Below are 579 nucleotides of genomic sequence, written 5' to 3'. Positions count from 1 at the left end.
CGTTTGATCGAAGCCTCGCTTTACGGTGGTATCTCAAGTGCGATTACACGCTCACTGCGCGATTACCTTCTGCCACAAAACGGTGGTGTGAAGAAAGCATTCCAAGACATGGAATCGGCGTTGCGTGAAAACCGCATGACGCTAGAAGCGATCAAAACCACTCAGGCTGACCGTGACTTGTTCAAACACTTGATCACCGAGTCGACAAACTACGTGGCTGCTGACTACATGCGCCATGCTAACGATCGTCGCAACAAGCTTGAACAAACTCTATCTTTGCGCTCTGAGCTCTTTGGCTCACGCGAGACGTTGATTGAGCAAAACAATCTGCTTAACCGCGTTCAAGAAGAACTTGAGCTTCTAATCGAATCGGAATCGGCACTAGAGCAAGACTATCAAGCGGCTTCTGACCACTTGCAATTGGTGCAAAACGCACTGCGCCAGCAAGAGAAAATCGAACGTTACCAAGAAGATCTTGAAGAGCTTAGCGAGCGTCTTGAAGAGCAGATGATGGTCGTTGAAGAAGCGCAAGAACGCGTGGTTATGGTGGAAGAGCAAGCAACCGTTGCAGAAGAAGAG

Annotated in this window: 1 pseudogene; it reads left to right on the top strand. The window is 49.1% G+C overall.

From position 1 onward, the window contains the following. Window positions 1-579, top strand: a pseudogene (gene mukB / locus R7040_RS28465) (chromosome partition protein MukB); the annotation flags it as partial.

It is taken from the genome of Vibrio sp. 1069, from assembly GCF_033340555.1.
Note: the sequence above shows the minus strand (reverse complement) of the source record. Positions and strands in the feature narration are given on the sequence as shown.